Raw genomic sequence first — 25,481 nt, forward strand, 5'->3', positions numbered from 1 at the left:
CTAACCGATTATGCCGCAAGCCGTTTGCTCCTGCAGGCTTCAGTCGCTGCGCGACAGGGCCAGAGTCAACCGGTACAAGCAGACTGCAGCCAGGATCGAAGGATGAGTGTTGACCCCTCACCGGCAGGCTGCTGAAAGGCTGCAGCGGGATGTATCATCCGACTCAGCCGCTTGCGCCTGGTGCAGGGCAAGAAGGCGCCGTTTTCGTATCCGGGCCGCGAGATTAGCGGTCCGCCACCTGCGAGTGATGACACCATGATCGAGGTAACCGAAGTTTCCATTGCCGAGTTGCGTGCCGCGCTAGAGTCCGGACGTACCACGGCGGTCGAGCTGGTCAAGGCCTATCTGGCCCGTATCGATGCCTACGACGGACCGGACACGCCGACCCGGCTCAATGCCGTGGTGGTGCGCAACCCCGATGCGCTGAAGGAGGCCGAGGCTTCCGATGCGCGGCGTGCCCGTGGCGAGACTCTGGGGCCGCTCGACGGCATTCCCTACACCGCCAAGGACAGTTACCTGGTCAAGGGGCTCACGGCGGCTTCCGGCAGCCCGGCTTTCAAGGATCTGGTAGCGCAGCGCGACGCCTTCACTATCGAGCGGCTGCGCGCCGTCGGCGCCATCTGCCTGGGCAAGACCAACATGCCACCGATGGCCAATGGCGGCATGCAGCGTGGCGTCTATGGTCGTGCCGAGAGTCCATATAACGCAGACTATCTGACCGCGCCGTTTGCTTCCGGCTCCTCCAATGGCGCGGGTACTGCCACGGCTGCCAGCTTCGCCGCTTTCGGTCTGGCCGAGGAAACCTGGTCGAGCGGCCGTGGGCCGGCCTCGAACAACGGACTGTGTGCTTACACTCCGTCACGTGGGGTGATATCCATCCGTGGTAATTGGCCGCTGACGCCGACCATGGACGTGGTAGTTCCCTATGCCAGAACCATGGCCGACCTGCTGGAGGTGCTGGAGGTGATAGTCGCCGACGACCCGGATAGCCGTGGCGACCTCTGGCGCATGCAGCCTTGGGTGCCGATTCCCAAAGCCTCGGAAGTGCGGCCCGAGTCCTACTTGCAGTTGCAGGCTTCTGCTGAAGCGCTTCGCGGCAAGCGTCTGGGTGTGCCGAAAATGTTCATCAACAAGGATGAGCAGGCCGGTACCAGCGAAAATCCGGGGATCGGTGGTCCGACCGGTCAGCGCATCCATACCCGGCCTACAGTGATCGAGCTGTGGGCGGCAGCGCGGCAGGCTCTGGAGGCCGCTGGTGCAGAGGTGGTGGAGGTGGACTTCCCGCTGGTGTCGAATTGCGAGGGTGATCGTCCCGGCGCGCCGACTGTCTACAACCGTGGCATTGTCAGCCCCGAGTTCCTGCATGACGAGCTGTGGGAACTCAGCGGCTGGGCTTTTGACGACTTCCTGCGGGCCAATGGTGATCCGAATCTCAATCGCCTGGCCGATGTCGACGGGTCGCAGATTTTTCCTCATGAACCGGGCACTCTGCCCAACCGTGAGGGGGATCTGGCCGCCGGCATGGACGAGTACGTCAATATGGCCAAGCGCGGCATCAAACCCTGGGATCAGATTCCCACGGTGCCGGATGGTCTGCGTGGCCTGGAGAAGACCCGCAAGCTCGACCTCGAGGACTGGATGGACAAGCTTGGCCTTGACGCTGTGCTGTTCCCAGCGGTAGCTGATGTGGCTCCAGCCGATTCCGACGTCAACCCGGTATCCAACGATATCGCCTGGAGTAATGGTGTGTGGGTGGCCAACGGCAACCTGGCGATTCGCCATCTGGGCGTGCCCACCGTCACGGTGCCGATGGGGGTGATGGCCGATATCGGCATGCCGGTAGGCCTGACCTTTGCCGGCCGGGCATACGACGACTCGGCTCTGCTGCAAATGGCTGCAGCCTTCGAGTCCACCGGCAATCGCCGCACGATCCCGCCGCGCACGCCGCCGCTGAGCTGACCGTTCAGGCCCTGCCCTCCGGGCGGGCTTCATGCTCAAGTCCAGTCTGGACTGCGTGCTGGGCAGTAACCCGGCACGCTTATGCGCTGAAATAGGTAACACTGCCCGTCAGCATGGGCGATTTGGAAACACGGGCGCACGATCCGAGGCTGCTAGGCAGCTTTGAAATCCGGCTGCAGGCCTTGAAATACCGGTGGTTTGTATTCTGTGGCCTGTATATTGCTTTTGTTATCTGTTTTAGTCTTTTTCTCTTGATCATTTGTTTTCGGGGCTGTCAATATCTGCGCCCGGCGCATCCTGTGCTTCTGTAATTACTTGTCGCATTGAGGAAATATCACCTCACTGCCTGTCGCTAGAATGCCGCACACTTACCCAGAGCCCCTGTCGCTCGTCCTACCGGAGAGTGCTGTGCCGCCTTTCATGACCCCTAAAAGGCCTGGGCCTTCACTGCCATCGATGTCATACCCAATTCGAAGGAGCAAAGAATGAACAAGATCGCACTGCTTGGCGCCCTGGCGCTGTCCTTGATGTCGCCCCTGGCGATGGCCGAGAAACCGCTGCGCATCGGCATCGAGGCCGCTTACCCACCCTTTGCCTTCAAGACTCCGGATGGCCAGATCGCCGGTTTTGACTATGACATCGGCAATGCCCTGTGCGAAGAGATGAAGGTTGAGTGCAAGTGGATCGAGCAGGAGTTCGACGGCCTGATTCCGGCGCTGAAGGTGCGCAAGTTCGACGCCGTGCTGTCGTCCATGTCGATTACTGAGGATCGCAAGAAGTCCGTTGACTTTACCGGCAAGTACTACGCCACGCCGGCCAAACTGGCGATGAAGGCCGGTACCGAGATCAAGGATCTGCTGGTTGATCTCAAAGGCAAGAAGGTTGGTGTGCAGCGTTCCTCCGTGTATGACCGTTACGCCACCGATATCTTTGCTCCCGCTGGCGCCGAGATCGTGCGCTACAGCTCGCAGAACGAAATCTTCCTCGACATGCAGTCCGGTCGCCTGGACGCCACCCTGGCCGATTCGGTGAACATTGATGACGGCTTCCTTAAGACCGAAGCAGGCAAGGGCTTTGCTTTTGCCGGTCCGGACTTCACCGATGTGAAGTACTTTGGTGAAGGTCAGGGCATCGCTGTGCGCAAGGGCGACAAGGCGCTGGCCGACCGCATCAGCGCTGCCATTCTGGCCATCCGCGCTAACGGCAAATACAAGGAAGTACAGGACAAGTACTTCGATTTCGACGTTTACGGCGAGTAAGCGCTCCAGAACAGATGAAGTGGCACTAACCTTTACTGAGGTTGTGCCACTTTTTTCTTGGCTCATTCTGTGGGAATCGGTCTCTGTTCGCCCGTACTGGCGTTCATGCTTTGTTCGCCGTTTGGGTCATATCCATTTCCTTTGTGCTATGCGGCGCCACAGGGTGCCTGAGGGGTATTAGCGCATGCTTCAAGGCTACGGCTCGACCATACTCGATGGCGCCTGGCTTACCGTGCAGTTGGCATTGCTGTCGATGGCGGTGGCTGTCGCGCTTGGCCTGCTTGGCGCAGCTTTTCGTTTGTCGCCGGTGAAGTGGCTGGCCTTGCTGGGCGAAACCTATGCCACGGTGATTCGTGGCATTCCCGAGTTGGTATTGATCCTGCTGATTTTCTTCGGCGGTCAGGATCTGGTGAACCGTATTGCTCCGCTGCTGGGTTACGAGGATTACATCGACATCAATCCGTTCGTGGCGGGTGTCGGCACTCTGGGCTTTATCTATGGTGCCTATCTTTCGGAAACCTTTCGTGGCGCCTTTATGGCCATTCCCAGGGGGCAAAGCGAAGCGGGTATGGCCTATGGCATGAGTCCGTTGCGGGTTTTCTTTCGCATTCTCGTGCCGCAGATGATTCGTCTGGCAATTCCCGGTCTGACCAATAACTGGCTGGTACTGGTCAAGGCTACTGCGCTGATTTCCCTGGTCGGTCTGCAGGACATGATGGCTCGCGCCAAGAGTGCCGGTGATGCGACCCGCGAGCCCTTCACCTACATCCTTCTGGCTGCGGCGATTTATCTGGCAATCACCAGTGTGTCGCTACTGGTGCTGCGCTATCTCGAGCGCCGCTATTCGATTGGCGTGAAAGCCGCCGATATTTGAGGGAGTCGCCATGCTTTTCGATTACAACGTGGTGCTTGACAGTCTGCCGCTGTATTTCAGCGGTGTGCTGGTGACCCTCAAGCTGTTGTTGGTTGCCCTGGCCGTGGGGTTGTTGCTCGCAGTGCCGCTAGCGGTGATGCGGGTCTCCAGGCAGAAGTCGATCAATTTCCCGGCCTGGCTCTATACCTACGTGATTCGTGGCACGCCAATGCTGGTGCAACTGTATCTGCTGTACTACGGGCTGGCCCAGTTCGAAGTGGTGCGTGAGAGTTTTCTTTGGCCTTATTTGTCCAGTGCCACCTTTTGCGCCTGTCTGGCTTTTGCCATCAATACCAGCGCCTATACGGCCGAGATCCTTGCAGGTAGCCTCAGGGCTACTCCGCCAGGTGAGATCGAGGCCGCCAAGGCCATGGGCATGTCGCGCGCCAAGCTCTACCGGCGAATCCTGCTGCCGTCGGCGCTGCGCCGGGCGTTGCCGCAATACAGCAACGAAGTGATCATGATGCTACACACCACCAGCCTGGCCTCGGTGGTGACCCTTATCGACATCACCGGTGCTGCCAAAACCGTCAGTTCCCAGTACTACCTGCCGTTTGAGGCCTACGTTACCGCTGGTCTGTTTTACCTGACACTGACCTTCATTCTGGTGCGCCTGTTCAAGCTGGCTGAATGCCGCTGGTTGGCTTACCTGGCGCCGCGCAAGGCCTGATGCCATGACGATTCAAGAGAGTCCGAACATGTACAAACTCGAAGTGCAGGATTTGCACAAACGCTATGGCGCCAATGAGGTGATCAAGGGCGTATCGATGGCCGCTAAGGCTGGCGACGTGATCAGTATCATCGGCTCCAGTGGCTCGGGCAAAAGCACTTTCCTGCGCTGTCTGAATCTGCTGGAGCAGCCTCATGCCGGGCGCATCCTGCTTAACGGCGAGGAGCTGAAGCTGGTGCCGACCAAGGATGGTTCGCTACGTGCCGCCGATGCCCGGCAGCTGCAGCGCATGCGCTCGCGTCTGACCATGGTGTTCCAGCATTTCAACCTGTGGTCGCATATGACGGTGCTGGAAAACGTCATGGAGGCGCCGGTGCATGTGCTGGGTGTGAGCAAGGCCGAAGCCCGTGACAGGGCCGAGCACTATCTGGCTAAGGTTGGTGTGATGCATCGCAAGGAGGCCTATCCGGCGCATATGTCCGGTGGCGAGCAGCAGCGCGTGGCCATCGCCCGTGCTCTGGCGATGGAGCCGGAGGTGATGTTGTTTGACGAGCCGACCTCTGCGCTGGATCCGGAGCTGGTCGGCGAGGTGCTCAAGGTGATGCAGGATCTGGCTACTGAAGGTCGCACCATGGTGGTGGTGACTCACGAGATGGGTTTTGCTCGCGAGGTGTCGAACCAGTTGCTGTTCCTGCACAAGGGGTTGGTGGAGGAGAGTGGCTGCCCGCGCGAGGTGCTGGCCAATCCGCAGTCGGAGCGACTGCGCCAGTTTCTGGCTGGCAGTCTCAAATAACGCGATGGAGAGTCGGGCTGTGTGTCGACCGCGGGAAGTGGGTAGACTCCGCCCTGAGTTGGTGCATAGCAGACTGTGAGCAGGTACTCATGACCCCTCATCGAATCGGCTTTCTCTACTGGCCCGGAACCAGGGCGCTGACCCTTTCCCTGGCCGAGGAAGCGCTGCGTGTGGCACAACGCGTGCACCCGGAGGTGGTGTACGAACTGGTGTTTCTTCAGGCAGAGGACTCTGCTGGAGATGACTGGCGCCTGCCCGGGCAGTCCTGGGTTGGGCAGATGGACGGACTGGGCAAGCTGTTTTTGCTGGCAGACGAGCCTTCTATGCAGGTATCCGCCTCGCTGGCGGCGGCCCTCAAGCAACTGGTGCGCGCTGGTTGCCAGGTTGGCGGATTGTCGGCCGGGGTTTATCTGCTGGCGCAGCTTGGCCTGCTTGACGGGTACCGGGCAGCGGTGCACTGGCGCTGGCAAGACGATTTTGCCGAGCGTTTTCCCAAGGTCATCGTCACCAGCCATTTGTTCGATTGGGATCGTGACCGGCTGACGGCCTGCGGTGGACTGGCGGTGCTGGATCTGCTGCTGGCGGTACTGGCGCGCGACCATGGTGCCGAGCTGGCCGGGGCGGTGAGCGAGGAGCTGGTGGTCGAGCGTATCCGCGAGGGCGGTGAACGCCAGCGTATTCCGCTGCAGAACCGACTGGGCTCCAGTCATCCCAAGCTTACCCAGGCGGTGCTGCTGATGGAGGCCAACATTGAAGAACCGCTGACCACCGACGAAATCGCTCAGCACGTCTGCGTCTCGCGCCGCCAGTTGGAACGGATTTTCAAGCAGTACCTCAATCGTGTGCCGAGTCAGTACTATCTGGAACTGCGCTTGAACAAGGCTCGCCAGCTCTTGATGCAGACCAGCAAGTCGATCATCCAGATTGGCTTGTCCTGCGGTTTCTCCTCAGGTCCGCATTTTTCCAGCGCCTACCGCAACTTCTTTGGTGCCACTCCGCGTGATGACCGCAACCAGAGACGCAGCAATAGTCCCTTCGAATTGAGTTCGCCTCCGCTTGAGCGTGGTTGAATGCTGGGGTCGGCGAATTTATGCAGGCAATAGACGCGGCGTTTCGTGTCCAGGCGGGGCGGATCGGGTAGAACTGCCTGGTCAGTCCGTGGAGAATTTTCCGCAAGCGTGTTGCAGGTAACGATCTGCGTTTAAACTGCGCCTTTCCGACGCTTTCTGTCGCTTGGACGAAAACCTGCGGAGAACCTGGGGTGGCGCTATAAGAAGTTGTCGCATGGCGACAATGCCAGCCCCGAATCAGTCCCTACAATCCTTGCATTCTGTGCTGCTGCTGGTGTCCTTTCGCCTGTTCGCAGCCGGCATTGCCCATCAGGAGAGCTTCGATGTCCGTTCAGCACGATGCGGTGCAACGCGCCGATTTCGACCAGTTCATGGTTCCCAACTATGCCCCCGCTGCCTTCGTTCCGGTACGCGGTCAGGGTTCGCGCGTGTGGGATCAGAGCGGTCGAGAGCTGATCGATTTTGCCGGCGGCATTGCCGTCAACGTGCTGGGGCACTGCCATCCGGCCCTGGTGTCGGCGCTGACCGAGCAGGCCGGCAGGTTGTGGCACATCTCCAACGTCTTTACCAACGAACCTGCGCTGCGCCTGGGACGCAAACTGGTCGAGGCAACCTTTGCCGAGCGCGTGTTCTTCTGCAACTCCGGTGCCGAGGCCAACGAGGCCTGCTTCAAGCTGGCTCGCCGTGTCGCCCATGACCGTTTCGGGCCGCAGAAGTACGAGATCATTGCCGCCACCAACAGCTTTCACGGGCGTACGCTGTTTACCGTCAACGTCGGTGGTCAGCCGAAGTATTCCGACGGTTTCGGGCCGAAGATCGAAGGCATTACCCACGTTCCCTACAATGATCTGGAAGCGCTGAAGGCCGCCATTTCCGACAAGACCTGCGCCGTGGTGCTGGAGCCGATTCAGGGTGAGGGTGGCGTGCTGCCTGCCGATCAGACCTACCTGCAGGGCGTTCGCGAGCTGTGCGATGCGCACAATGCGCTGCTGGTGTTCGACGAGGTGCAGACCGGCATGGGACGTACCGGCGAGCTGTTCGCCTACATGCACTACGGTGTGGTGCCAGATGTGCTGTCCAGCGCCAAGAGCCTGGGCGGAGGTTTCCCCATTGCCGCCATGCTGACCACCGCTGCGCTGGCCAGCCACTTCACGCCGGGAACCCATGGCACTACCTATGGCGGCAATCCGCTGGCCTGTGCGGTGGGCGAGGCAGTGCTGGACATCGTCAACACTCCCGAGCTGCTGTCCGGGGTAAAGGCGCGTCACCAGGCGTTTCGTACCCGTCTTGAGGCCCTGGGCCAGCAGTACGGACTGTTCGATCAGGTACGCGGCCTCGGTCTGCTGCTCGGCTGTGTGCTGAACGATGCCTGGAAGGGTAAGGCCAAGCAGGTACTCGACGCTGCAGCTGCGGAGGGGGTGATGGTGCTGCAGGCCGGCCCAGACGTTGTGCGCTTTGCGCCGAGCCTGGTAGTCGAGCCGGCAGACATTGAGGAGGGTCTGGCGCGCTTTGAGCGGGCTCTGAACAAGCTTACGGCGGCCTGACCGGCCATTCTCCGACAGAGAAACGAGAAGGAGTTATCCATGCTGGTGATGCGCCCCGCGCAAATGGCGGATCTGGCCGAAGTGCAGCGTCTGGCGGCGGACAGTCCGGTAGGCGTGACCTCGCTGCCGGATGATGCCGGTCGCCTGGGCGACAAGATTGCCGCATCGGAGGCTTCCTTCTCGGCTGAAGTCAGCTTCAATGGCGAGGAAAGCTATTTCTTCGTCCTTGAGGACAGCGAGAGTGGGCGGCTGGTCGGTTGTTCCGGCATCGTTGCCTCGGCCGGTTATTCCGAACCCTTCTACAGCTTCCGCAATGAAACCTTTGTTCACAACTCCCGCGAGCTGAAGATCCACAACAAGATTCATGTGCTGTCACTGTGCCATGATCTGACTGGAAACAGTCTGTTGACCAGTTTCTATGTGGAACGGCCACTGGTGGGAACCCCATACGCCGAGCTCAATTCGCGCGGTCGCCTGCTGTTTATGGCGACGCATCCGGAGCGTTTCGCCGATGCCGTGGTGGTGGAAATCGTCGGCCACAGTGACGAGCAGGGCGACTCGCCGTTCTGGGATGCCGTGGGTCGCAATTTCTTCGACATGTCCTACGCCGAGGCTGAGCGCCTGTGCGGTCTGAAGAGCCGAACCTTCCTGGCCGAGTTGATGCCCCATTACCCCATCTATGTGCCACTGCTGTCGGATGCGGCGCAGGAAGCCATGGGCCAGGTACATCCGCGAGCCCAGATCACTTTCGACATTCTTATGCGTGAGGGCTTCGAGACCGACCACTACATCGACATCTTCGACGGCGGGCCGACCCTGCATGCGCGCACCTCAAGCATCCGCAGCATTGCCCAGAGCCGGGTGGTGCCGGTGCATGTGGCGGCGGCCGGCGAGCCTGCGCCCAGCGGTCGGCAGTACCTGGTCAGCAACGGCCAGCTGCAGGATTTCCGCGCCATCGTCGCGGAGTTGGACTGGGTGCCGGGCAAGCCCGTGGTGCTCAGTCAGGAAGCTGCTGATGCGCTGGATGTGGGCGAGGGCAGTACGGTGCGGCTGGTTGCGGTCTGAGTCGCCGGGCTAGTCATGTGCTGCAGGCCGGCTTGTCCCGCTGAGTGCCTGCCTGTTGCTTGAAGTTAATAGTTGATCCGGAGGATCCCATGATCGTTCGTCCTGTGCGCAGTGCCGACTTGCCGGCGCTGATCGACCTGGCCCGCAGTACCGGTGCCGGGCTGACAACGCTGCCGGCCAATGAGGAACGACTGGCGCACCGGGTCGGTTGGGCAGAAAAGGCCTTTCGTGGCGAGGCCGAGCGTGCCGATGCCGACTACCTGTTCGTGCTTGAGAACGACGACGGCCGAGTGGTGGGGATTTCCGCCGTGGCCGGCGCCGTCGGTCTGCGCGAGCCCTGGTACAACTATCGGGTTGGCCTGACGGTCAGTGCATCTCAGGAGCTGAACATCCACCGGCAGATCCCGACGCTGTTCATGGCCAATGACCTAACCGGCAACTCCGAGCTGTGCTCACTGTTTCTGCATGCATCCTGCCGCAATGGGCTCAACGGCCGGCTGCTGTCGAAGGCACGCTTCCTGTTCGTCGCAGAGTTCCGCGAGTTGTTCAGTGACAAAATTATCGCTGAGATGCGTGGTGTGTCCGACGAGCGTGGTCGCTCGCCGTTCTGGGAAAGCCTTGGGCGTCATTTCTTCAAAATGGAGTTCTCCCAGGCGGACTACCTTACCGGGGTGGGCAACAAGGCCTTTATCGCCGAGCTGATGCCCAAATTCCCACTCTATACCTGTTTTCTCTCCGAGGATGCGCGAGCCGTGATCGGTCGCGTGCACCCGGATACCGAGCCGGCACTGGCCATGCTCAAGGCCGAAGGGTTCAGCTACCAGGGGTATGTCGACATTTTCGACGCCGGGCCGGCCATTGAAGCGGAGACCGGGAAGATCCGTGCGGTGCAGAACAGCCAGGTGCTGGTGCTGGCCATAGGTACACCGGGCGACGATGCGGAGCCGTATCTGGTTTACAACCGCAAGCGCGAGGATTGTCGTATTACCGCTGCGCCGGCGCGCCTGGCCGCCGGCACTCTGGTGGTCGATCCGCTGACGGCCAGGCGCCTGCGGCTGTCGGCCGGCGATCTGGTTCGTGCCGTGGCGCTTTCGGCACGGACTTGAGTCCTGCTTGTGTGACAGGCCGTGTGCCTGTGAATTAATGCTGGAGACTGATAACAAGATGAGCACCCACTACATTGCCGGTCACTGGCTGGATGGTCAGGGCGAGCCGCTGGAATCCCTCGATCCGGTTACCCAGGCCGTGCTCTGGCACGGGCGAGGTGCCAGCGTAGCGCAGGTCGATGCGGCCGTGTCCGCCGCCCGCACGGCGCTCTCTGCCTGGGCCGCGCAGTCGCTCGACAGCCGCATCGCACTGCTGGAGCGTTTTGCCGTGCGTCTGAAGGAGCAGACCGAGGTGCTGGCCTGCGCCATTGGCGAGGAAACCGGCAAGCCGTTGTGGGAGGCATTCACCGAAGTCAATAGCATGATCGGCAAGGTAGCCATCTCCATCCAGAGCTACCGCGAGCGTACTGGTGAAAAAAGTGGCGTGCTAGCCGATGCCATGGCCGTGTTGCGGCACAAACCGCATGGGGTGGTAGCAGTCTTTGGCCCGTACAACTTCCCTGGCCATTTGCCCAACGGGCATATCGTGCCGGCGCTGCTGGCCGGCAATACCGTGGTGTTCAAGCCCAGCGAGCTGACCCCGAAGGTTGCCCAGCTTACAGTGCAGTGCTGGATCGACGCCGGGCTGCCGGCAGGAGTGCTCAATCTGGCGCAGGGCGCTCGCGAAACCGGCGTGGCCCTGGCCGCCCATGCGGGCATAGACGGGCTGTTCTTCACCGGCTCGAGCCGCACTGGCAACCTGCTGCATGCACAGTTCGGCGGACGCCCGGAAAAGATCCTGGCGCTGGAAATGGGCGGCAATAACCCGCTGATCGTGGATCAGGTGGCTGATGTCGATGCGGCGGTCTACACCATCATTCAGTCCGCCTTCATCAGCGCCGGTCAGCGTTGTACCTGTGCGCGCCGCCTGTTGGTACCGCAGGGCGACTGGGGAGATGCGCTGCTAGCGCGCCTGGCTCAGGTGGCTGGGCAGGTGCAGGTGGGGCGCTTCGATGCTCAGCCGGCGCCGTTCATGGGCGCGGTAATTTCCCTGCAGGCTGCGCAGCAGTTGCTTAAGGCGCAGGAGGATCTGCTTGCTCGCGGTGCCACAGCGCTGCTGCCGATGACTCAGCCTCAGCCTGGTGCAGCCCTGCTGACTCCGGGCATTCTCGATGTTACTGGCGTGGCTGAGCGGGGCGACGAGGAGTTCTTCGGTCCGCTGTTGCAGGTCATTCGCTATGGCAGCTTCGAGGCCGCCATTGATGAGGCCAACGCTACGGCCTTCGGTCTGGCGGCAGGCCTTTTGTCCGATTCGCGCGCACGCTACGAGCAGTTCTGGCTGCACAGCCGGGCCGGTATCGTCAACTGGAACAAGCAACTGACCGGCGCCGCCAGCAGCGCACCGTTCGGTGGCATCGGTGCATCCGGGAACCATCGCCCCAGCGCCTACTACGCGGCCGATTACTGCGCCTATCCGGTGGCCTCGCTGGAGTGCGAGCAACTGGTGCTACCTGCGACCCTTACTCCGGGAGTGACCCTCTGATGTCCGCTTATGAAATGAATTTCGACGGCCTGGTCGGGCCGACTCACAACTATGGCGGATTGTCCTACGGCAATGTCGCCTCGCAGAGCAACAGTCAGGCTCTGTCCAACCCGCGTGAGGCGGCGCGGCAGGGGCTGGCGAAGATGAAGGCGCTAATGGATATGGGCTTCAAGCAGGGCGTGCTGGCTCCGCAGGAGCGTCCGGCGGTGAACGTGCTGCGCAGCCTGGGTTTCAGCGGCAGCGACACCGAAGTAATCAGTCGTGCAGCGCGCGAGGCGATGCCGCTGCTGGTAGCCAGTTGCTCGGCTTCGAGCATGTGGACGGCCAACGCCTGCACCGTCAGTCCCAGCGCCGATACTGCCGATGGTCGCGTGCATTTCACTGCGGCCAACCTCAACTGCAAGTTCCATCGCAGCATTGAGCATCCGACCACCAGTCGTATCCTGCAGGCCATGTTCGCCAGTGAGGCGCACTTCGCCCATCACCCGGCGTTGCCGGCAGTGACCCAGTTTGGCGACGAAGGTGCCGCCAACCACACGCGCTTCTGCCGCAGCTATGGCGATGCCGGCGTGGAATTCTTCGTTTATGGTCGCAGCGCCTTCGACAGCCGTTACCCGGCGCCGTCCCGTTACCCGGCCCGGCAGACGCTGGAGGCCAGTCAGGCCGTGGCGCGGCTGCACGGACTGAGTGAGCAGGGCGTGGTCTATGCCCAGCAAAACCCGGCAGTGATCGACCAGGGGGTGTTCCACAACGACGTTATTGCAGTGGGCAACGCTGAGGTGCTGTTTTATCACCAAGATGCCTTCCTCGATAGCGACAGGGTACTGGCCGAACTGGCCGACAAGCTGACGCGCTGCGGCGGTCGGCTGCAGTCTGTATGCGTGCCGCGGGCAGCGGTGAGTGTGCAGGACGCCGTCAGTTCCTACCTGTTCAACAGCCAGCTGCTTAGTCGTGCCGATGGCAGCATGCTGTTGGTGGTGCCGGAGGAGTGTCGCAACAACGCCAGTGTCTGGAATTACCTGCAACAGCTCATCAGCGGCAGAGGGCCGATTTGCGAGGTGCTGGTGTTCGATCTCAAGCAGAGCATGCAGAACGGCGGCGGGCCTGCTTGTTTACGCCTGCGTGTGGCCCTGAATGAGCGGGAGCTGGCGGCGGTCAACCCGGGCGTGATACTGACTGCTGAATTGCACGCCACGCTGCTGGCATGGGTCGAGAAGCATTACCGCGACCGCCTCAGCGAGGCCGACCTGGCCGATCCGCAGCTGTTGATTGAATGTCGTACGGCATTGGATGAACTGACGCAGATCCTTAAACTGGGCTCGGTCTATCCTTTCCAGATGAACTGAAATGACCGGCCGCCACGTGCTGTGGCTGGCTGCAACCCTTGATTAGCCTTCCCTGCACCTGTCTCCGGAGACTTTATGAGCGACGCCCTGCAACTGATTCTTGAAGATAGCGACGGCACCCAACTGGAAACCTCATGCAGCCGCTTTGCCGTGGTCTGGCAGGGCAAGGAGGTGTGGGTTCAGGCAGTTGGCGACCAGTTGCTGATTGGTGTCGACGTGGAGGAGGGCGATACCGAGTATGCCAACCTGCTGCTGCGCCCACAGGCCACCAATCTGGTCAGTCTGCAGTTGGAGATGGAGCCGGCACTGGCTGATGACGATGATCATGTCCATGGTCCGGACTGCAATCATTAAGTCCTGAGGAGTACCCGATGCTTGCCCTCGGCAAACTGCTTGAGCTGACCCTGGCCGGCCACGAGCCTGCGGCGAAGATTCAACTGACTCCCGATGGCACGCGTCTGCGCTGGCTGGATGAAGGGGCGCTGGAGGTGACGCCGCCGGCGGACCGTGACAGTGGCCTTGATCTGTTGCTGTCGGCGGGTATCCATGGCAACGAGACGGCGCCGATCGAACTGCTCGATCGCCTGTTGCGTGCGATTGCCCGCAACGAGCTGCATCCGGCGGCGCGTCTGCTTTTCCTGTTCGGCAATCCCGAGGCTATCCGTCGTGGTGAGCGCTATGTCGAGCAGGATCTGAACCGCCTGTTCAGTGGCTGTCATGCGCAAACCAGTGGTTTCGAAGCGATTCGTGCCTGTGATCTGGAGCACCTGTGCGCCACCTTCTTCGGCAAGTCCAGTGAACGCATTAGACTGCACTACGATCTGCATACGGCAATCCGTGGTTCGCGGATCGAGCAGTTTGCGCTCTATCCCTGGCAGGAGGGGCGCCGTCACTCGCGCCGCGAGCTGCAGCGCCTGCAGCGTGCCGGCATTGAGGCGGTACTGCTGCAGAATCGGCCGTCGACTACCTTTAGCGCATACACATACGCCGAACTCGGGGCTGAGGCCTTTACCCTTGAGCTGGGCAAGGCCCGGGCTTTCGGGCAGAACCAGATGGTCAATCTCGATCGTCTGGAGCAATTGCTGTGCGAGTTGATTGAGGGGCGTGAGCCTGTCGACGAGGCTGAGGGCAGTCTCGACGGTCTGCAGCTGTTCTCGGTATCTCGCGAGATCATCAAGCACAGTGACGAGTTCCGTCTGCACTTGCCGGCCGATATCGAGAACTTCAGCGAGCTGCTTCCCGGTTACCTGCTGGCCGAGGATATTGCCGGCAGCCGCTGGGTGGTCGAGGAGCAGGGGGCGCGCATCATCTTCCCCAATCCGCGGGTGAAGAACGGTCTGCGTGCCGGGCTGCTCGTGGTTCCTCACGACGGTGCCGGACTGGTCTAGCTGAACGGCGCCTTTGGCGTTCAACTGTACCTTGTGGCTGTAGTCACGCTCTCCGTAGCATGCTGGCTTCACCCTCAACCGGAAGCTATGTTATGGCTCTGATCGATCTGCGCAGCGACACTGTCACTCAACCCACTCCCGGCATGCGCGAGGCCATGATGGCGGCCGAGCTGGGCGATGACGTCTATGCCGAAGATCCTTCGGTGAATCGTCTGGAGGCCTGGCTGGCTGACGAGCTGGGCTTTGACGCAGCTTTGTTCGTACCCAGCGGCACCATGAGCAATCTGCTCGCGCTGATGGCGCACTGCGAGCGTGGTGAGGAATACATCGTCGGTCAGCAGGCGCACACCTACAAATACGAAGGTGGCGGGGCGGCGGTACTAGGCTCGATCCAGCCGCAGCCACTGGATAACGAAGCCGACGGCTCGCTGGATCTGGCCCGGGTCGAGGCGGCTATCAAGCCGGACGATTTTCATTTTGCCCGTACCCGGCTACTGGCTCTGGAAAACACCATGCAGGGCAAGGTGCTGCCGCTCGACTATCTGGCTGCTGCGCGTGAGCTGACACAGCGCCGCGGCCTGAACCTGCACCTGGACGGGGCGCGACTGTACAATGCCGCGATTCGACTGGGTGTGCCGGCGCGCGAGATCACTCGTTATTTCGACTCGGCCTCGGTCTGCCTGTCCAAGGGGCTTGGTGCGCCAGTTGGCTCGGTGCTTTGCGGCAGCTCTGCGCTGATTGCTCGCGCTAGGCGTTTGCGCAAGATGGTTGGTGGAGGCATGCGCCAGGCCGGTGTGCTGGCGGCAGCCGGACTTTATGCCCTGCAGCACCAGGTTGCCAGGCTGGCCGAAGATCATGCCAATGCCGCCCGGCTGGGAGAGGCGCTGGCAGGGCTGGGCTATGCCGTCGAGCCTGTGCAGACCAACATGGTCTACGTCCAGCTAGGTGAACGTGCTGCGCGGCTCAAGGCTTTCATGGCCGAGCGTGCTATCGCCGTCAGCGCCGCGCCGCGTCTGCGTCTGGTCACCCACCTGGGCGTGAGCCCGGTAGACATCGAGCGGGTGATCGCCGCTTTCGCCGCTTTTCGCGACCATTGAGCGACAGTTGGCTGCCTCATAGCGGCCCGCTATCAACAAGGCACTAGCCGCCGCCGCCGGGGCCTATATAATGCGTGCCTTTCAGACCGTGTGTAAGCGACCGTGCTCGGTCATGCCGCCGCAGGGCGGCGTGTGCCGTTACGTTCGTGCCTGGGGGCTGCAGCGGCTAGTGCCGTGTGTGTTTCCTTGCTCGCCACGTTTTCACCTTGTCTGCTTCGCCGGCCTTGTCGTGGTCGCCTGATTCCTTGGATATCTCTATGAAAAGCGCAGAAATCCGTGAAGCCTTCCTGAGCTTCTTCGAAGAAAAAGGACACACCCGTGTCGCTTCCAGCTCGCTGATCCCGGCGAATGACCCGACCCTGCTGTTCACCAACGCCGGGATGAACCAGTTCAAGGACTGTTTCCTTGGCCTGGAGAAGCGCGCCTATACCCGTGCCACTACCAGCCAGAAGTGCGTGCGTGCCGGCGGCAAGCACAACGACCTGGAGAACGTCGGCTATACCGCGCGTCACCACACCTTCTTCGAGATGCTGGGCAACTTTAGCTTCGGCGACTATTTCAAGCGTGATGCCATCCATTACGCCTGGGAGTTTCTGACCAGCGAGAAGTGGCTGAACCTGCCCAAGGAGAAGCTCTGGGTCACCGTCTACGCCACTGATGACGAGGCCTATGACATCTGGAACAAAGAGATCGGCGTCCCGGCCGAGCGGATGATCCGTATTGGCGATAACAAGGGCGCTCCTTACGCCTCCGATAACTTCTGGGCGATGGGCGACACCGGACCATGCGGCCCCTGCACCGAAATTTTCTACGATCACGGCGAGCACATCTGGGGCGGCCCGCCCGGCTCCCCGGAAGAAGACGGTGACCGCTACATCGAGATCTGGAACAACGTGTTCATGCAGTTCAATAGAACTGCCGATGGTGTGCTGCACCCGCTGCCGGCGCCGAGCGTGGACACCGGCATGGGCCTGGAGCGCATCAGCGCCGTGCTGCAGCACGTCAATTCGAACTACGAAATCGACCTGTTCCAGAACCTGCTGGCCGCTTCGGCGCAGGCCATTGGCTGCGCCAACGATGGTCAGGCCTCGCTGAAGGTGGTGGCCGATCACATCCGTTCCTGCGGTTTCCTAATCGCCGACGGCGTCACTCCGTCCAATGAAGGGCGCGGTTATGTGCTGCGTCGCATCATTCGCCGCGCCTGCCGGCATGGCAACAAACTGGGCGCCAAGGGTACCTTCTTCCACAGGATCGTCGCTGCGCTGGTGGCCGAGATGGGCGGTGCCTTCCCTGAACTCAAGCAGCAGCAGGCACACATCGAGCGTGTGCTGAAAAACGAGGAAGAGCAGTTCGCCAAGACCCTGGAGCAGGGCCTGAAGATCCTTGAGCAGGATCTGGCCGAACTCAAGGGCAGCGTGATTCCCGGTGATATCGTGTTCAAGCTGTACGACACCTACGGCTTCCCGGTCGACCTGACTGCCGACATTGCCCGTGAGCGCGAACTGAGTGTCGACGAGGAAGGCTTTGAGCGCGAGATGGAGGCCCAGCGCGAACGTGCTCGGGCGTCCAGCGCCTTTGGCATGGATTACAACAGTCTGGTCAAGGTTGACGCCGACACCCGCTTCATCGGTTACGAAGGCACCAGCGGCAGCGGAACCATCATTGCTCTGTTCAAGGCCGGTGCTGCCGTCGACAGTCTCGCCGAGGGCGAGGAGGGCGTAGTGGTACTGGATCAGACGCCGTTCTACGCCGAGTCTGGTGGTCAAGTGGGTGACTGCGGCTATCTGGAGGGCGCCGGCGTGCGCTTCGATGTGCGCGACACCACCAAGGCCGGCGGTGCCTTCCTGCACCACGGTGTGGTCGCTCAGGGCGGCCTTGTCGTCGGCACCAGCGTCAAGGCCGAGGCTGACGCCAGTGTGCGTCAGGCCACTGCCCTGAACCACTCGGCAACTCACCTGCTGCATGCTGCGCTGCGTCAGGTGCTTGGCGAGCACGTACAGCAGAAGGGATCGCTGGTCGATAGTCAGCGTCTGCGTTTCGACTTCAGTCACTTTGAAGCGATCAAACCTGAGCAGATCCGTCAGCTGGAGGATCTGGTCAACTCCGAGATCCGCCGTAACACCGCTGTCGAGACCGAAGAAACCGACATCGAGACGGCCAAGGCCAAAGGCGCCATGGCACTGTTTGGTGAGAAGTACGGTGACCAGGTGCGCGTGCTGAGCATGGGCGGTGACTTCTCCGTTGAGCTGTGCGGCGGCACCCATGTTTCGCGTACCGGCGATATCGGCCTGTTCAAGATCACCAGCGAAGGCGGCGTGGCTGCTGGCGTACGTCGCATTGAAGCAGTTACCGGCGCGGCTGCACTGGCCTGGCTCAATGTTGCCGAGGAGCAGCTCAAGGAGGCGGCCAGTCTGGTCAAAGGCAGCCGCGACAACGTGCTGGACAAGCTGAGTGCGCTGGTTGAGCGCAATCGTCAGCTGGAGAAGGAGCTGGAGCAGCTCAAGGCCAAGGCAGCCAGCGCTGCGGGCAACGACCTGGTCGCTTCGGCCATTGAGGTCAAGGGCGTCAAGGTACTGGCGGCGCGAGTCGATGGCCTGGATGGCAAGGGCCTGTTGGCACTGGTCGATCAACTGAAGAACAAGTTGGGCAGTGCAGTAATCCTGCTCGGCGGCGTACTCGACGACAAGGTCGTGCTGGTAGCCGGTGTGACTCAGGATCTGACCGGTAAGCTCAAGGCTGGCGAGCTGATGCGTCAGGCCGCCGCAGCGGTTGGCGGCAAAGGCGGTGGTCGCCCGGATATGGCTCAGGGTGGCGGTGTCGATGCCGGTAAGCTCGACGAGGCTCTGGGGCTGACGTCGGGCTTCGTCGAACAGGGTTTGTAACGGCTGGAAAAGACAGGGCCGGCGTTGCGCCCGGCGGGCCTTGGCAGCATAACCCGATGCGGGTTTAATGGGCGCCCTTCGAGGAATCAGGCGGCTTTTTGAAATGGCTTTGATCGTACAGAAGTTTGGGGGCACCTCCGTCGGCAGCATCGAGCGCATCGCGCAGGTGGCCGAGAAGGTGAAGACGTTCCGCGAGAAAGGTGACGACGTCGTCGTCGTGGTTTCCGCCATGAGCGGCGAAACCAACCGCCTGATCGATCTGGCTAAACAGATCACCGACGGTGAACCGGTTGCGCGCGAGCTGGACGTAATGGTTTCGACTGGCGAGCAGGTGACCATCGGCCTGCTGGCCATGGCGTTGATTCGCCGTGGAGTGGAGGCAGTGTCCTTCACTGGCAGTCAGGTGCGGATTCTTACTGACAGCGCGCATAACAAGGCGCGCATTCTGCACATCGATGATCAGAAGATCCGCTCCCATCTGCAGGCCGGGCGTGTGGTGGTGGTGGCTGGCTTCCAGGGCGTGGACGAGCAGGGCAATATAACCACCCTCGGTCGCGGCGGCTCGGATACCACGGCGGTGGCCCTGGCTGCGGCACTGAAAGCCGATGAGTGTCAGATCTACACCGACGTCGATGGCGTCTATACCACTGATCCGCGTGTGGTGCCGCGTGCCCAGCGTCTGGAGAAAATCACCTTCGAGGAAATGCTGGAAATGGCCAGCCTTGGCTCCAAGGTGCTGCAGATTCGCTCGGTGGAGTTCGCCGGCAAGTACAACGTCCCGCTGCGCGTGCTGCACAGCTTCCAGGAGGGGCCGGGCACCCTCATTACCCTTGATGAAGAGGAATCCATGGAACAGCCGATCATTTCCGGCATCGCCTTCAATCGCGACGAAGCCAAGCTGACCATCCGTGGGGTACCGGATATCCCCGGCGTTGCTTTCAAGATTCTCGGTCCGATCAGTGCCGCTAATGTCGAAGTGGATATGATCGTGCAGAACGTGGCGCATGATAACACCACCGACTTTACCTTCACGGTGCATCGCAACGACTACAGCAATGCTCTGGCTGTGCTGCAGAAAACGGCCGACGAACTGGGTGCCCGCGAGGTGGTGGGTGACACCGAGATCGCCAAGGTATCTATCGTCGGTGTCGGCATGCGTTCGCATGCCGGTGTTGCCAGCCGCATGTTCGAGGCCCTGGCCAAGGAAACCATCAACATCCAGATGATCTCCACTTCGGAAATCAAGGTGTCTGTGGTGATTGAAGAGAAGTACCTCGAGCTGGCTGTGCGTGCCCTGCACACTGCCTTCGAACTCGATGCGCCTGCACGACAGGGTGAGTGATGCCTTTCCGAAAGGCGCGGCAGGTTCCGCGCCTTTCGTCTTTTTGACCAGAGTGCGGGGACTTTCTTTACGCATTGGCTGGTCAATACTTGGGTGGGGTGTCGGGCCTAGTATGGCCGGAACCATCACCATTTTATTTTTTGCAGACTGTTGTCCTGAAATGTAATCCGTGAGGAGAAAGGAATGTTGATTCTGACTCGCCGGGTCGGAGAGACCCTGATGGTCGGTGATGATGTGACTGTCACCGTGTTGGGTGTAAAGGGAAACCAGGTGCGTATTGGTGTCAATGCGCCCAAAGAGGTAGCCGTACACCGTGAGGAAATCTACCAGCGCATCCAGAAAGAAAAGGATGACGAACCAAGCCACTAATTTTTCTACAAATTTTTGTTTGCAAACGGGGAAAACATGTTTATCATGCGCCCCGTGTTGCGGAGAGGTGGCCGAGTGGCCGAAGGCGCTCCCCTGCTAAGGGAGTACACCTCAAAAGGGTGTCGGGGGTTCGAATCCCCCCTTCTCCGCCATTTTCAGCCAGTCGGGTGTAAGCCGGGCAGGCAGATCAACCAGAGGTGATCTGGTATAAAAGCACCAAGAATCTCGCGAAAGCGTAGCGAGCGAAGGGTAAATGAGGCAAAGCGAGCGAAGAAACGCAGTTTGGTTTTCTAAACGGGCATTCTGAGTTCACTTTCAACGCATTGCCAATCGCAGTAGCTTTCGAGTGGTCTGTAACGGACTCATAGCTCAGCTGGATAGAGTACTCGGCTACGAACCGAGCGGTCGGAGGTTCGAATCCTCCTGAGTCCGCCATATTTAAATGGCTTGCAGTACTGCAAGCTATTTTGTTTCAAACCAGTGGTGACCTGGTCTAAAAGCACCGTAAGGGTCGAACGGATTTTCCGAATGGCCTGCAACGGACTCATAGCTCAGCTGGATAGAGTACTCGGCTACGAACCGAGCGGTCGGAGGTTCGAATCCTCCTGAGTCCGCCATCTTCAATAGTTTTCACGCTATTGTGTTTCAACCAGTGGTGATCTGGTCTAAAAGCACCGTAAGGGTCAGACGGATTTCCGGATGATCTGCAACGGACTCATAGCTCAGCTGGATAGAGTACTCGGCTACGAACCGAGCGGTCGGAGGTTCGAATCCTCCTGAGTCCGCCACACCCAAAGGGCCTGCATTCATGCAGGCCCTTTTTTCATTTGTGCCGCCGGCCCAAAGCGGCCAGAGCGGACTGTCGCTGACTCGCCTGGCCGGCTTCCTGCGCGAGGTCATCATGCACATCTCTTCCGGCCGCTGGTTGTATGGTCTGTTCCTTGCTCTGAGTACCTCGCTGTTGTGGGGTGTCCTGCCGATTCAGTTGAAGGAAGTGCTGCAGGTGATGGACCCGGTCACGGTCACTTGGTATCGCCTGGCTCTGGCCGGTTCGTTGCTGCTGGCCTACCTGGCCGCGGCGCGGCGGCTGCCAAGCTTTGCGGCGCTGGGGCGCAGGGGGTGGGGCCTGTTGGTTCTAGCGGTCGTCGGACTGACGGCCAACTATGTGCTGTATCTGATGGGGCTCGAACTGCTTAGCTCGGGAACAACGCAGCTGGTGATTCAGGTGGCGCCCATCCTGCTCCTGCTTGGCAGCGTATTCATCTTTCGCGAGCGTTTCAGCCTGGGGCAGGGTGTGGGGCTGTTGCTGATGCTGCTGGGCTTCGCGTTCTTCTTCAATCAGCGGCTGGGCGAGCTGCTGACTTCGCTGAGCAATTACACCGTCGGAGTGCTGACTGTTCTGGCAGCGGCCTTTGTCTGGACTTTCTATGGTTTGGCGCAGAAACAGTTGCTGGTGGTCTGGAATTCGGTGCAGGTGATGATGGTGATCTATTTGGCCTGCGCCCTGTTGCTGACGCCCTGGGCTCAGCCGCTGCAGGTGCTGCGGCTTAATCCATTACAGGGATGGCTGCTGCTGGCCTGTTGCCTGAATACGCTGGTGGCCTACGGCGCCTTTGCTGAGGCGCTAGCGCACTGGGAGGCTTCACGGGTCAGTGCCACTCTGGCTCTGACACCGCTGGTGACTTTCGTTTCGGTGGCACTGGCAGCTAGCTGGTGGCCGGAGTACGTGCAGCCGGAGCAGGTCAATGCGATAGCCTACGCCGGTGCCGTTATTGTCGTGCTGGGCTCTGCACTGACTGCGCTGGGGCCATCGCTGCTGGAGGCGTGGCGGCAGAAGAGGGCTCGCGTCTGCTAAGCAGTGGCTCCGAGATGCTCGGCCTTGCGTAGCCAGTTCTGGCGTTTTTGTTCGCTGGACTGGCGCACAGGGGCGAATTCCTGGAGGCGGCGGGTGCGGATGCCGCAGAAGCCAAGTACGGTGCGCACCACCTGGCGGTGTGCTGGAGCACCATAGATCCAGCGGAAGTACCAGGGCGGGGTGTCCATGGTTACCAGCAGGTCGGCGCTGCGACCGCTAAGCAGCTTGTCCCACAGCTGGGAGCCGCTGCGGTATTTAAAGGCGAAGCCGGGTAGGAATATCCGGTCGAAAAAACCCTTCAGCAGGGCAGGGACACCACCCCACCAGACCGGGTAGACCAGTACCAGGTGTTCGGCCCAGTGGATCAGGCGCTGGGCTTCGAGCAGATCCGGCTCTAGGCTCTGACTGTGTTCGTAGCCGTTGCGCAGTACAGGATCGAACTGCATCTCGCCCAGCCTCAACTGGCGAACTACATGACCGCGGTTGCGGGCACCCTGGCTGTAAGCTTCGGCCAGGGCATGACAGAGGCTGTGACGTTTCGGTGTGCCGAGGATCAGCAGAATGCGCTTGCCATCACCCTCCAGCGGTGTTGCCCCACTTTTACCCTCATTCATGATGATCGATTCCCAGCATGGTTCCGGGTTGAACCCAGTCTTCGAATTGTTCTTCGTTTAGGTAGCCGAGTTGCAAAGCTGCCTGACGCAGGGTACTGCCCTCGGTGTAGGCTTTTTTGGCGATTTCGGCTGCCTTGTCATAGCCGATGTGCGGGTTCAGGGCGGTCACCAGCATCAGCCCTCGTTCCAGATGCTCGGCCATTCTCGCGGCATCCGGCTGCAGGTCGGCTATGCAGTGTGTCTGGAAATTGCGGCAGCCGTCGCTGAGCAGTCGGATTGACTGCAGCAGGTTATGGATGATCACCGGCTTGAACACGTTCAGCTGCAGATGGCCCTGACTGGCAGCGAAGCCGATGGTGGCGTCGTTACCCAGTACCTGGCAGGCGAGCATCGACAATGCTTCGCATTGGGTTGGATTGACCTTGCCCGGCATAATCGAGCTGCCCGGTTCGTTGGCAGGCAGGCGCACTTCGGCAAAGCCGGCTCTCGGGCCGGAGCCGAGCAGGCGCAAATCGTTGGCCAGTTTCATCAGGGCCACTGCCAGGGTTTTTAAGGCTCCCGACAACTGCACCAACGGCTCGTGGCCGGCCAGAGCAGCAAACTTGTTCGGTGCGCTGGTCAGCGGTAGGCCAGTCAGTGCGGCAAGTTCGGCAGCGATGGCTTCGGCGAAGCCGGCTGGCGCATTGAGCCCGGTACCCACTGCGGTACCTCCCTGGGCCAGTTCGCAGACGCCAGGCAGGGCGGCGCGTATGGCAGCCTCGGCATGGTTCAGTTGGCTGACGAAGGCGGACAGCTCCTGACCGAAGGTGATCGGTGTGGCGTCCATCATATGAGTACGTCCGGTCTTGATCAGGCTGGCATGTCGCTCGGCTTGTTCCTGCAGGCCATCGCGTAATTCGGCGATGGCCTGCAGCAGGTTGAGCTGTACCGCCTGCGCAGCGGCGATGTGCATGGCGGTGGGGAAGCAGTCATTGGAGCTTTGCGCACGGTTGACGTGATCGTTGGGGTGTACCGGGCTCTTGCCCCCGCGCTGACCACTGACCAGTTCATTGGCGCGGCCGGCGATCACCTCATTGACGTTCATGTTGCTCTGGGTGCCGCTGCCGGTCTGCCAAACCATCAGGGGGAATTGCTCGTCATGACGGCCTTCCAGCACCTCATCGGCGGCTTGCTCGATCAGTCGGGCTATTTCGATCGGTAGCTCTCCGTTGCGACTATTGACCCGGGCGGCGGCTTTCTTGATCAGGGTCAGGGCATGCAGCACTGGTAGTGGCATGCGTTCGCTGCCGATGGCAAAGTTGATCAGCGAGCGCTGCGTCTGGGCGCCCCAGTAGGCATTGCCGGGGACTTCGATCGGGCCAAGACTGTCGGTTTCGGTGCGGCTCATAAGGTACTCCACGGGATGGATTGCTTGGCAGTTTAGGCCGTCCTGTCACTGAGGGGTTCCACGTGTTTTCTATCGCACCGATTACCAGCGCGCGTGAGTTTCTCCGAGCCAGCCGAGGGTGTTTTCCAGCGGCACACGCTCTCCGTTCGGGCCGCGCAGCACGCCACTGTAATAGCCGAGCCATTGCAGGGTGTCGGCATACAGAGGGCCGAGGCGAGGACAGGTGCGATGGATTCTGCGCGGGGTAAAACGTAAGGTTACGCTGCCGTCCTCACTTTCCAGGCACCACGGGGCGAGTGGTGCGTGGGAGCTGCGCTGAAGTTGCAGGGGGCTTTGCAGTTGGTGTACTTGGCCACCGAACCAGAGGGCATTGTCGGACAGGCCGCTGTAATCCAGCCAGCCAGTGCTGAAGTTGCCAGCGACTCCTCCGCAACCAGTGAAGACGGCGCGTCGCCAGTGACTGCGGAGTGGCCATACGCCACGGCCGAAATCCAGTGAGGCGAAACTTTGTCCGGGGGGGCAATGGTAGTTGCGGCGACCCAGTTGCAGCGTGCCGCTGGCGGTCAGGCCGAGCCAGCGGCTGGTGGCATGGAAACCACCGTCAGGCAGGGGGGCGACCAGGTTGGCTGACTGCAGGTGGGCGGGGCGCAGTATATCCAGGGCAGCGAGTAGCGGCTGGCCGCCGATATCCGGGATGCTGACGGTCAGGCGCAGTCGTCCCGGATGCTCCTCTGCCTTGAGCTGCAGTCGCGGGTGGTTGAAGGCGTGACTTTGCAGTGGCCGGCCGGGCAATTGGCAGCCGCTGGCAAAAAGGCTGAAGCGCGAGTGAGAGGAGGCCTGACCGCTGTCAAGGTCGAGAAAGTAGGTAGCGCCGTAGCCCAGGTAGTCGAGGTCGGCCAGGGTCAATGTAAGTATCCAGCGCGGCGTGGTGATACACCAGTGGTTCCAGCGCTTGCGCCGGCCCTGATGGCCGTGCAGGGTGCAGTCCACTTGTAGCTGGTCGGACCAGCCGACTGATTCGGGCAATAGTCGACCTTTGCTGTCGCAGAGCGGCTGTAGCAGGGCGGTGGCGTAGCGGGGGAGGCTCGTCATCGGGCACGTCCATGTGTGCTGCGCCGGCGGGCAGTCGATTGCCTGAATGGAAATCCGGTTGGTCCGCACTTCCGGCGGGCGGCAGAATGCCGGCCTGCGTTAGCATGGCCAAGCGCCCATGATTTGACAACCGCTTCGAGATTTTCGGCAGAGCAAATGCCGGTAATACACGCAGCCTGTGAGCCTATGCTTGAGCAGCGGGCGATTC

21 protein-coding genes and 4 tRNA genes are annotated in these 25,481 nt (G+C 60.9%); 22 read left to right on the forward strand and 3 right to left on the reverse strand.

The window, feature by feature from the left end; translation table 11 throughout:
• The first annotated feature begins 255 nt into the window (after nucleotides 1–255).
• The 22 genes from NCCP436_RS13470 (at nucleotide 256) to NCCP436_RS13575 (ending at nucleotide 22,180) form a co-directional block, all read left to right on the forward strand.
• Entirely contained in the window at nucleotides 256–1,959 is a 1,704-nt protein-coding gene (locus NCCP436_RS13470) for an amidase (RefSeq protein ID WP_220804514.1), read from the forward strand.
• A 485-nt stretch (nucleotides 1,960–2,444) separates the two neighbouring features.
• Nucleotides 2,445–3,218 carry an ABC transporter substrate-binding protein gene (locus NCCP436_RS13475; protein ID WP_220804515.1) on the forward strand — a complete coding sequence of 258 codons (774 nt, stop codon included), beginning with the start codon at nucleotides 2,445–2,447 and terminating at the stop codon, nucleotides 3,216–3,218.
• Between the two features lie 184 nt (nucleotides 3,219–3,402).
• Nucleotides 3,403–4,092: an ABC transporter permease gene (locus NCCP436_RS13480; protein WP_220804516.1), complete on the forward strand. Its 690-nt coding sequence runs from the start codon at nucleotides 3,403–3,405 to the stop codon at nucleotides 4,090–4,092.
• A 10-nt stretch (nucleotides 4,093–4,102) separates the two neighbouring features.
• On the forward strand, nucleotides 4,103–4,801 hold the full coding sequence (locus tag NCCP436_RS13485; protein ID WP_220804517.1) for an ABC transporter permease: 699 nt from the start codon (nucleotides 4,103–4,105) through the stop codon (nucleotides 4,799–4,801).
• A 28-nt stretch (nucleotides 4,802–4,829) separates the two neighbouring features.
• On the forward strand, nucleotides 4,830–5,594 hold the full coding sequence (locus tag NCCP436_RS13490) for an ABC transporter ATP-binding protein (RefSeq protein WP_220804518.1): 765 nt from the start codon (nucleotides 4,830–4,832) through the stop codon (nucleotides 5,592–5,594).
• 89 nt (nucleotides 5,595–5,683) lie between these two features.
• Nucleotides 5,684–6,664, forward strand: coding sequence for a GlxA family transcriptional regulator (locus NCCP436_RS13495; protein ID WP_220804519.1), 981 nt, complete (start codon nucleotides 5,684–5,686; stop codon nucleotides 6,662–6,664).
• Nucleotides 6,665–6,987: 323 nt separating this feature from the next.
• Nucleotides 6,988–8,208 carry an aspartate aminotransferase family protein gene (locus NCCP436_RS13500; RefSeq protein ID WP_220804520.1) on the forward strand — a complete coding sequence of 407 codons (1,221 nt, stop codon included), beginning with the start codon at nucleotides 6,988–6,990 and terminating at the stop codon, nucleotides 8,206–8,208.
• A gap of 39 nt (nucleotides 8,209–8,247) precedes the next feature.
• The gene (aruF, locus tag NCCP436_RS13505; protein WP_220804521.1) at nucleotides 8,248–9,273 is read left to right on the forward strand and encodes an arginine/ornithine succinyltransferase subunit alpha; all 1,026 of its coding nucleotides are present in this window, start codon (nucleotides 8,248–8,250) and stop codon (nucleotides 9,271–9,273) included.
• 89 nt (nucleotides 9,274–9,362) lie between these two features.
• Nucleotides 9,363–10,379 carry an arginine N-succinyltransferase gene (gene astA / locus NCCP436_RS13510; RefSeq protein WP_220804522.1) on the forward strand — a complete coding sequence of 339 codons (1,017 nt, stop codon included), beginning with the start codon at nucleotides 9,363–9,365 and terminating at the stop codon, nucleotides 10,377–10,379.
• Between the two features lie 58 nt (nucleotides 10,380–10,437).
• Nucleotides 10,438–11,901, forward strand: a complete 1,464-nt coding sequence (gene astD / locus NCCP436_RS13515) for a succinylglutamate-semialdehyde dehydrogenase (protein ID WP_220804523.1) — start codon at nucleotides 10,438–10,440, stop codon at nucleotides 11,899–11,901.
• Nucleotides 11,901–13,247 carry an N-succinylarginine dihydrolase gene (gene astB / locus NCCP436_RS13520; protein ID WP_220804524.1) on the forward strand — a complete coding sequence of 449 codons (1,347 nt, stop codon included), beginning with the start codon at nucleotides 11,901–11,903 and terminating at the stop codon, nucleotides 13,245–13,247. The genes astD and astB overlap by 1 nt, the downstream gene beginning before the upstream one ends.
• A 75-nt stretch (nucleotides 13,248–13,322) precedes the next feature.
• Nucleotides 13,323–13,601 (forward strand): topoisomerase II, encoded by a 279-nt coding sequence (locus NCCP436_RS13525; RefSeq protein WP_220804525.1) that lies wholly within the window; start codon nucleotides 13,323–13,325, stop codon nucleotides 13,599–13,601.
• A gap of 17 nt (nucleotides 13,602–13,618) precedes the next feature.
• A complete protein-coding gene (gene astE, locus NCCP436_RS13530; RefSeq protein WP_220804526.1) occupies nucleotides 13,619–14,635 on the forward strand; it encodes a succinylglutamate desuccinylase in 1,017 nt (338 codons plus the stop codon).
• A 92-nt stretch (nucleotides 14,636–14,727) separates the two neighbouring features.
• On the forward strand, nucleotides 14,728–15,732 hold the full coding sequence (gene ltaE / locus NCCP436_RS13535; RefSeq protein ID WP_220804527.1) for a low-specificity L-threonine aldolase: 1,005 nt from the start codon (nucleotides 14,728–14,730) through the stop codon (nucleotides 15,730–15,732).
• A gap of 257 nt (nucleotides 15,733–15,989) precedes the next feature.
• The gene (gene alaS, locus NCCP436_RS13540; protein WP_220804528.1) at nucleotides 15,990–18,614 is read left to right on the forward strand and encodes an alanine--tRNA ligase; all 2,625 of its coding nucleotides are present in this window, start codon (nucleotides 15,990–15,992) and stop codon (nucleotides 18,612–18,614) included.
• A 103-nt stretch (nucleotides 18,615–18,717) separates the two neighbouring features.
• Nucleotides 18,718–19,956 (forward strand): aspartate kinase, encoded by a 1,239-nt coding sequence (locus NCCP436_RS13545; RefSeq protein WP_220804529.1) that lies wholly within the window; start codon nucleotides 18,718–18,720, stop codon nucleotides 19,954–19,956.
• Between the two features lie 183 nt (nucleotides 19,957–20,139).
• Nucleotides 20,140–20,325, forward strand: a complete 186-nt coding sequence (csrA, locus tag NCCP436_RS13550; RefSeq protein WP_220804530.1) for a carbon storage regulator CsrA — start codon at nucleotides 20,140–20,142, stop codon at nucleotides 20,323–20,325.
• 61 nt (nucleotides 20,326–20,386) lie between these two features.
• Nucleotides 20,387–20,477: transfer RNA gene (locus NCCP436_RS13555), tRNA-Ser, on the forward strand.
• A 206-nt stretch (nucleotides 20,478–20,683) separates the two neighbouring features.
• Nucleotides 20,684–20,760, forward strand: a tRNA-Arg gene (locus tag NCCP436_RS13560).
• A 105-nt stretch (nucleotides 20,761–20,865) separates the two neighbouring features.
• Nucleotides 20,866–20,942 (forward strand) — tRNA-Arg (locus NCCP436_RS13565).
• Between the two features lie 94 nt (nucleotides 20,943–21,036).
• Nucleotides 21,037–21,113, forward strand: a tRNA-Arg gene (locus tag NCCP436_RS13570).
• 113 nt (nucleotides 21,114–21,226) lie between these two features.
• Nucleotides 21,227–22,180 carry a DMT family transporter gene (locus NCCP436_RS13575; RefSeq protein WP_220804597.1) on the forward strand — a complete coding sequence of 318 codons (954 nt, stop codon included), beginning with the start codon at nucleotides 21,227–21,229 and terminating at the stop codon, nucleotides 22,178–22,180.
• Here NCCP436_RS13575 and NCCP436_RS13580 read toward each other — a convergent pair.
• The 3 genes from NCCP436_RS13580 to NCCP436_RS13590 all read right to left on the reverse strand — a co-directional run bounded on the left by NCCP436_RS13580 (nucleotide 22,177) and on the right by NCCP436_RS13590 (nucleotide 25,273).
• The gene (locus NCCP436_RS13580) at nucleotides 22,177–22,794 is read right to left on the reverse strand and encodes an NAD(P)H-dependent oxidoreductase (RefSeq protein ID WP_220804531.1); all 618 of its coding nucleotides are present in this window, start codon (nucleotides 22,792–22,794) and stop codon (nucleotides 22,177–22,179) included. The genes NCCP436_RS13575 and NCCP436_RS13580 overlap by 4 nt on opposite strands.
• Nucleotides 22,787–24,181 carry a class II fumarate hydratase gene (locus tag NCCP436_RS13585; RefSeq protein ID WP_220804532.1) on the reverse strand — a complete coding sequence of 465 codons (1,395 nt, stop codon included), beginning with the start codon at nucleotides 24,179–24,181 and terminating at the stop codon, nucleotides 22,787–22,789. The genes NCCP436_RS13580 and NCCP436_RS13585 overlap by 8 nt, the downstream gene beginning before the upstream one ends.
• Before the next feature lie 81 nt (nucleotides 24,182–24,262).
• On the reverse strand, nucleotides 24,263–25,273 hold the full coding sequence (locus tag NCCP436_RS13590; protein WP_220804533.1) for a DUF2804 domain-containing protein: 1,011 nt from the start codon (nucleotides 25,271–25,273) through the stop codon (nucleotides 24,263–24,265).
• Nucleotides 25,274–25,481: the final 208 nt, after the last annotated feature.

This window comes from Pseudomonas sp. NCCP-436 (assembly GCF_019656335.1).
Classification (GTDB): Bacteria; Pseudomonadota; Gammaproteobacteria; order Pseudomonadales; family Pseudomonadaceae; genus Aquipseudomonas.

Bases quoted from the DNA above. Each gene is read 5' to 3' on its own strand.
- NCCP436_RS13470 (WP_220804514.1), top strand. From the start codon at position 256: ATGATCGAGGTAACCGAAGTTTCCATTGCCGAGTTGCGTGCCGCGCTA.
- NCCP436_RS13475 (WP_220804515.1), top strand. From the start codon at position 2,445: ATGAACAAGATCGCACTGCTTGGCGCCCTGGCGCTGTCCTTGATGTCG.
- NCCP436_RS13480 (WP_220804516.1), top strand. From the start codon at position 3,403: ATGCTTCAAGGCTACGGCTCGACCATACTCGATGGCGCCTGGCTTACC.
- NCCP436_RS13485 (WP_220804517.1), top strand. From the start codon at position 4,103: ATGCTTTTCGATTACAACGTGGTGCTTGACAGTCTGCCGCTGTATTTC.
- NCCP436_RS13490 (WP_220804518.1), top strand. From the start codon at position 4,830: ATGTACAAACTCGAAGTGCAGGATTTGCACAAACGCTATGGCGCCAAT.
- NCCP436_RS13495 (WP_220804519.1), top strand. From the start codon at position 5,684: ATGACCCCTCATCGAATCGGCTTTCTCTACTGGCCCGGAACCAGGGCG.
- NCCP436_RS13500 (WP_220804520.1), top strand. From the start codon at position 6,988: ATGTCCGTTCAGCACGATGCGGTGCAACGCGCCGATTTCGACCAGTTC.
- aruF (WP_220804521.1), top strand. From the start codon at position 8,248: ATGCTGGTGATGCGCCCCGCGCAAATGGCGGATCTGGCCGAAGTGCAG.
- astA (WP_220804522.1), top strand. From the start codon at position 9,363: ATGATCGTTCGTCCTGTGCGCAGTGCCGACTTGCCGGCGCTGATCGAC.
- astD (WP_220804523.1), top strand. From the start codon at position 10,438: ATGAGCACCCACTACATTGCCGGTCACTGGCTGGATGGTCAGGGCGAG.
- astB (WP_220804524.1), top strand. From the start codon at position 11,901: ATGTCCGCTTATGAAATGAATTTCGACGGCCTGGTCGGGCCGACTCAC.
- NCCP436_RS13525 (WP_220804525.1), top strand. From the start codon at position 13,323: ATGAGCGACGCCCTGCAACTGATTCTTGAAGATAGCGACGGCACCCAA.
- astE (WP_220804526.1), top strand. From the start codon at position 13,619: ATGCTTGCCCTCGGCAAACTGCTTGAGCTGACCCTGGCCGGCCACGAG.
- ltaE (WP_220804527.1), top strand. From the start codon at position 14,728: ATGGCTCTGATCGATCTGCGCAGCGACACTGTCACTCAACCCACTCCC.
- alaS (WP_220804528.1), top strand. From the start codon at position 15,990: ATGAAAAGCGCAGAAATCCGTGAAGCCTTCCTGAGCTTCTTCGAAGAA.
- NCCP436_RS13545 (WP_220804529.1), top strand. From the start codon at position 18,718: ATGGCTTTGATCGTACAGAAGTTTGGGGGCACCTCCGTCGGCAGCATC.
- csrA (WP_220804530.1), top strand. From the start codon at position 20,140: ATGTTGATTCTGACTCGCCGGGTCGGAGAGACCCTGATGGTCGGTGAT.
- NCCP436_RS13575 (WP_220804597.1), top strand. From the start codon at position 21,227: ATGCACATCTCTTCCGGCCGCTGGTTGTATGGTCTGTTCCTTGCTCTG.
- NCCP436_RS13580 (WP_220804531.1), bottom strand. From the start codon at position 22,794: ATGAATGAGGGTAAAAGTGGGGCAACACCGCTGGAGGGTGATGGCAAG.
- NCCP436_RS13585 (WP_220804532.1), bottom strand. From the start codon at position 24,181: ATGAGCCGCACCGAAACCGACAGTCTTGGCCCGATCGAAGTCCCCGGC.
- NCCP436_RS13590 (WP_220804533.1), bottom strand. From the start codon at position 25,273: ATGACGAGCCTCCCCCGCTACGCCACCGCCCTGCTACAGCCGCTCTGC.